At 71.9% G+C, this 4,966-nt stretch carries 3 protein-coding genes; 2 read left to right on the top strand and 1 reads right to left on the bottom strand.

The genetic code is table 11. The features are described 5' to 3' along the window. Positions 1-654: 654 nt before the first annotated feature. Entirely contained in the window at positions 655-1,632 is a 978-nt protein-coding gene (locus tag ETD83_RS39330; RefSeq protein ID WP_138650303.1) for an ATP-binding cassette domain-containing protein, read from the top strand. Continuing rightward, positions 1,629-2,450 carry an ABC transporter permease gene (locus ETD83_RS39325; protein ID WP_138650301.1) on the top strand — a complete coding sequence of 274 codons (822 nt, stop codon included), beginning with the start codon at positions 1,629-1,631 and terminating at the stop codon, positions 2,448-2,450. Before ETD83_RS39330 ends, ETD83_RS39325 begins: the two co-directional genes overlap by 4 nt. 14 nt (positions 2,451-2,464) lie before the next feature. On the opposite strand, the gene ETD83_RS39320 is transcribed toward ETD83_RS39325, so the two are convergent. Then, a partial coding sequence (locus ETD83_RS39320; RefSeq protein WP_138650299.1) for an ATP-binding protein occupies positions 2,465-4,966 on the bottom strand: 2,502 nt, incomplete at its 5' end.

The following is a 4,966-nucleotide window of genomic DNA, read 5'->3' as shown; positions in this document are numbered from 1 at the left end:
CACCAAAAGCAAGGCGGCCGCGGGGACGGCCCAGCCAAAAACGACCGGACCGTATAAAGGCACTGGCTTTTAACACGCTGTTGAGTTCTCAAGAAACGGACACCCACCGCGCCGACCGCCCGCTTCCACGGGCCCCGGCTCCGGGGCAACCCTTCTAACTTACCCGACTCGCCGCCGTTGTCAAGCCGATCAACGAAGATCTTTTTGACGGAGGCGGAGACGAACCGAGTTCCCACACCACAACGAACCCGCAGGCGAAGAACCCGCCAAGATCGCTTCATGGGAGGAGCCCTACGGGCCGGCCACCTTCCGGCGTCCTGCATCCCGTCCGGGCTTGCCACTCAAGAGTACCCCGGCCCGGATCAAGCTGCGAACCGATTTTCCTCTGTTGGCTTCGCCCCGGGGCCGTCCGCCTCTCGGCGTCCCGCATCCCTCAGGGCAGGAAGAAGACTAAGCAGCCCTGGACGGCCCGTCAAATCGGAGCGTCCACGCCTTCGTCCGGCATAGGAAACCCGCTGGTCACAGCGCTTCAGGTGGCGGGCGTCAGTGCCGCGTCAGTGCGATGTCAGCGGGCGGTCGCCGATGTCCGTGCCATGTCAGCGGGCTCGGCCACGGTGGTGGCGTCAGGACGAAGAACTGTGAGGGGACCGACCTATGGACGATGTGATTCGCGCCGAAGGGCTGCGCAAACGGTTCGGGGACACGAAGGCTCTGGACGGTGTGGACATCTCAGCGCGACGGGGCACGGTCCTCGGTGTGCTGGGGCCGAACGGCGCCGGTAAGACGACCGCCGTCCGGGTGCTGGCGACGCTGTTGAAACCCGACGCCGGTCACGCGGAGGTGTGCGGCTACGACGTCGTCAAGGACGCCGTCCAGGTGCGGGCGATGATCGGGCTGACCGGGCAGTACGCGTCCGTGGACGAGGAGCTGACCGGCATCGAGAACCTGGTGATGATCGCCCGGCTGCTGGACTTCGACCGGCGGGAGGCGAAGGCCAGGGCGCGCCAGTTGCTCGACCGGTTCCGGCTCACCGAGGCCGGGTCGCGTGCCGTCAAGACGTACTCGGGCGGGATGCGGCGGCGGCTCGACCTGGCGGCGAGCCTGATCAACCATCCCGAGATCATCTACCTGGACGAGCCGACGACGGGGCTGGACCCGCGGGCCCGCAACGAGGTCTGGGACACGGTCCGCGGTGTCGTCGCCGACGGGGCCACGGTGCTGCTGACCACGCAGTATCTGGAGGAGGCCGACGCGCTCGCCGACCGGATCGCGGTGTTCGACCACGGGCGGGTGATCGCGGAGGGCACGTCCGACGATCTGAAGGGGCAGATCGGGCGGCAGACGTTGGTGGTCCGCGCGGCCGAGCCGTATCGCACGGCGCAGCTCACCTCGATCGTCGCCGAGCTGACCGGGGAGCGGCCCGAGGTGCAGGAGCCGGCCGGGCTCGTGACCGCGCCGGTGCACGACCCGCGGCTGCTGTCGGCGCTGGTCAGGCGGCTGGACGACGCGTCCATCACGGCGGCGGAGCTGGCGCTGCGGATGCCGAGCCTGGACGAGGTGTTCCTCACGCTGACCGGTCACCTCGCCGAAGAACCGAAGTCCGAACTCGTTTCCGAGGGGAGCGCGGCATGACCGCCATGACGGTTGACGGGCGCCGTCCGGCCAAGGAGCCGCCCGCGCACATCAGCCCGCAGCGCACGCTGCGGCACGGCCTGACGCTGGCCTGGCGCAACATCGCCCAGCTGAAGCACTCTCCGGAGAAGCTGCTGGACACGACGCTGATGCCGATCGTGTTCCTGCTGCTGTTCCTGTACGTGTTCGGTGGGGCGGTGGCGGGCGATACGCACTCGTACCTGCAAGGACTGCTGCCGGGGCTGGTCGCGCAGATGGCGATGTTCGCGACGATGGGACTCGGGACTGCGTTGAACGAGGACATCCACAAGGGCGTGTTCGACCGGTTCCGCAGCCTGCCGATCGCCCGTTCCGCGCCGCTGATCGGGTCGGTTCTCGGGGACACGGCACGGTTCGTGACCGTGATGACGGTGCTGGTCGGGTTCGGGTCGCTGCTGGGATTCCGATTCCATACCGATCCGCTGTCGGTGCTGGCCGCGTTCGCGCTCGCGTACGTGTTCTACCTGGCGGTCTGCTGGATCTCGGTCCTGGTGGGGCTGGTCGCGCCGACGCCGGAGACGGTTCAGGGGCTCGCGTTCATCTGGGTGATGCCGCTGACGTTCGGGAGCAGCGTCCTCGTTCCGGACACGTCCACGATGCCGGGGTGGCTGGAAGCGTGGACGAAGGTCAACCCGGTCACGCATCTCGCGGACTCGATGCGCGCGCTGATGGTGGGCGGGCCGGTCGGGAATCACGTCTGGTACACGCTCGCTTGGGCGGCGGGGATCGTCGTGGTCACGTTCCCGCTGGCCATGCGGATGTATTCGCGAAGGGCCTGACGTCGGCCATGCCGTCAGGCGGCGTCCGGGGCGGTGGAGTGGACGATGGCGGGGCCGGCCGCGAGGACGTCCTCGCGGGTGACGCGGCGGCCGCGGGCGTAGGCGGCGGAGAAGGCGTCGCCGCCGAGCACGGCGGTCGCGGCCGCGAGCGTCCGGTGGACGTCGTGGCAGCCGGTGTCGCGGAATCCGCGCAGGTTGTGCGCGGTGCCGAGCAGCTCGGCGGCGCGGGCGGGGGCGCCGCGCGCGGCGGCGAAGGCGGCGAGTCCCTCGACCAGCGCGGCCAGGGCCGGGTTGCCCATCAGCGCGTCGTTCCTGATGTCGCTGAACGCCCGGAGGTGCCAGCCGAGCGCCGTGTCCAGGTCGCCGTCCTCTTCGGCGAGGCAGCCGAGCCGGCTGTAGGCGCGGCGGACGGCGTGGGCGAAGTCGGGGCGGTGCTCGCGCGGCTCGATCCACTTGTAGGCGCGGTCGGCGTACGGGCGGGCGGCCTCGCGGTCGCCCTCCTTCAGGGCCAGCTCGCACAGCAGGAGCGAGGCACTTGCGGCCTCGGCGAACTCGCCGATCCGCTCCATCTGCGCCATCGCGAGGTGGAGGTCCTCGCGGGCCCGGGCGACGTCGCCCTGGTCGGCGCGGGCCCGGGCGAGCTGGGTGAGGATCGACGCGCCCTGCTCGGGGCTGACGCCGGCGGTCGCGTAGCCGTACGCCTCCTCGCCGAACCGGATGGCGTCGGTGAGCTCGCCGCGGGCCGTGGCGACCTGCATCATCCCGCTGAGCCCGAGGATCATCCCGAACCGGTCGCCGAGGTCGCGGAAGCGGGCGTAGCCGTCGGCGGCCTCCTCGGCGGCCTCGTCGATGTGCCCGGTGTTGATGCCCATGTGCGCGAGGAGGGTGTGGGCGACGGCGCGGACCCACGGGTCGGGGTGGTCCTGGATGCGGCGCAGGCGGCGCCGGATCTCGTCCATGTCGCCGCTGAACATGCTGGACGCCGGTCCCATGAGGGCGAGGGCCGGATGCGTCGGCGTCCCGGGCACGATGTGGGCGACGCTGTTGAAGACCGCGCCCAGCGATTCCGGTGTCGGCCCGGCCTCCTGGCGCATCTCCGAGATGAGTCCGGCCGAGACGACGCACAGGGCGTACTGCTCCTCCAGGCCCGGCGGGACGGTGTCGCCGACCATGTCGCGGACGCCGACCGCCCAGTGGCCCGCCTCGATCTCCAGGTCGCGCAGGACCCAGAACCACACCAGCGCCGCCACCAGCCGCAGGCCCATCTCCCGGTCGCGCGTCTCGATGAGGTGCCGGAACGCGACGGTGACGTTGCCGCGCTCGTCGGCCAGCCGCTCGGCCCAGCGGAGCTGGTCGTGGCGGCGCAGCTCGGGCTCGGCGCGTTCGGCGAGGCCGACCAGGTAGGCGGCGTGCGCGGACCGGACGCGTCCGGTCTCGTCCGACTCGTCCAGCCGCTCCCCCGCGTACACGCGGACGGTCTCCAGCAGCCGGTAGCGGACCTCGGCGTTGCCGTCCGCCATCACCAGCGACTTGTCGATCAGCGCGGCGATCACGTCGATGACGTCGTGGGGTTCGGGGGCGCCGGGCGCGTCGAGGCCGCACACGTGGACGGCCGCGTCCGGCGTGGCGCCGCCCGCGAACACCGACAGGCGGCGCAGGACGGTGCGTTCGACGTCGTCCAGCAGGTCCCAGCTCCAGTCGACGACGGCGCGCAGCGTCCGGTGCCTGGGCAGCGCGGCGCGGCTGCCGCCGGTGAGGAGCCGGAACCGGTCGCCGAGCCGGTCCGCGATCTGGCCGGACGTGAGGGAGCGCAGCCGGGCGGCGGCCAGTTCGATGGCGAGCGGAATGCCGTCGAGGGCGCGGCAGATCGCGATGACGTCGGCGACGGTCTCGGCGTCCACCGTGAAGCCGGGGCGGACGGCCGCGGCCCGGTCGGCGAACAGCCGGACGGAGGCGTATCCGAGCGCGTCCGCGGGGTCGGCGACGACGCCGTCCGGGAGCGGGAGGGACGGCACCGGGCACAGCGACTCGCCGGTGATGCCGAGCGGCTCCCGGCTGGTGGCGAGGATCCGCACGCCCTCGGCCTGCGCGAGGACGTGCCCAGCGAGCCGGGCGGCCGCGTCGAGGACGTGCTCGCAGTTGTCGAGGACGACGACCAGCCGCTTGGCGGCGAGGAAGTCGGTGAGCCGTTCGAGGGGCCGCGCGATCACGCGGGTCTCGCCGGGACGCACGGTCTCGGGGACGCCGAGCGCGAGGAGCACGGCCTGCACGACGTCGCCCGGGTCGCTGACGGCGGCGAGCGGCACGAACCACACGCCGTCCGGCATCTCCTCGACGAGCGCGGCGGCGCTCTCCCCGGCCAGCCGCGTCTTGCCCGCGCCGCCGGGGCCGGTGAGGGTGACGAGTCTGGTCTCGCGCAGCAGCTTGCCGACGCGCCGCGACTCCTCCTCCCGTCCGACGAAGCTGGTGAGCTGGGCGGGCAGGTTGGTGCGCGCGGGCCGCGGGACGTCCGGCGG

The sequence above is a fragment of the Actinomadura soli genome (assembly GCF_005889715.1).
GTDB classification, from domain to species: Bacteria; Actinomycetota; Actinomycetes; order Streptosporangiales; family Streptosporangiaceae; genus Spirillospora; species Spirillospora soli.
The sequence above is the reverse complement of the archived record's forward strand: the minus strand, read 5'-3'. Positions and strand labels throughout refer to the sequence as shown.

What these genes read in the sequence shown, in the direction of transcription:
- ETD83_RS39330 (WP_138650303.1), top strand. Translation starts at nt 655, where the DNA reads ATGGACGATGTGATTCGCGCCGAAGGGCTGCGCAAACGGTTCGGGGAC.
- ETD83_RS39325 (WP_138650301.1), top strand. Translation starts at nt 1,629, where the DNA reads ATGACCGCCATGACGGTTGACGGGCGCCGTCCGGCCAAGGAGCCGCCC.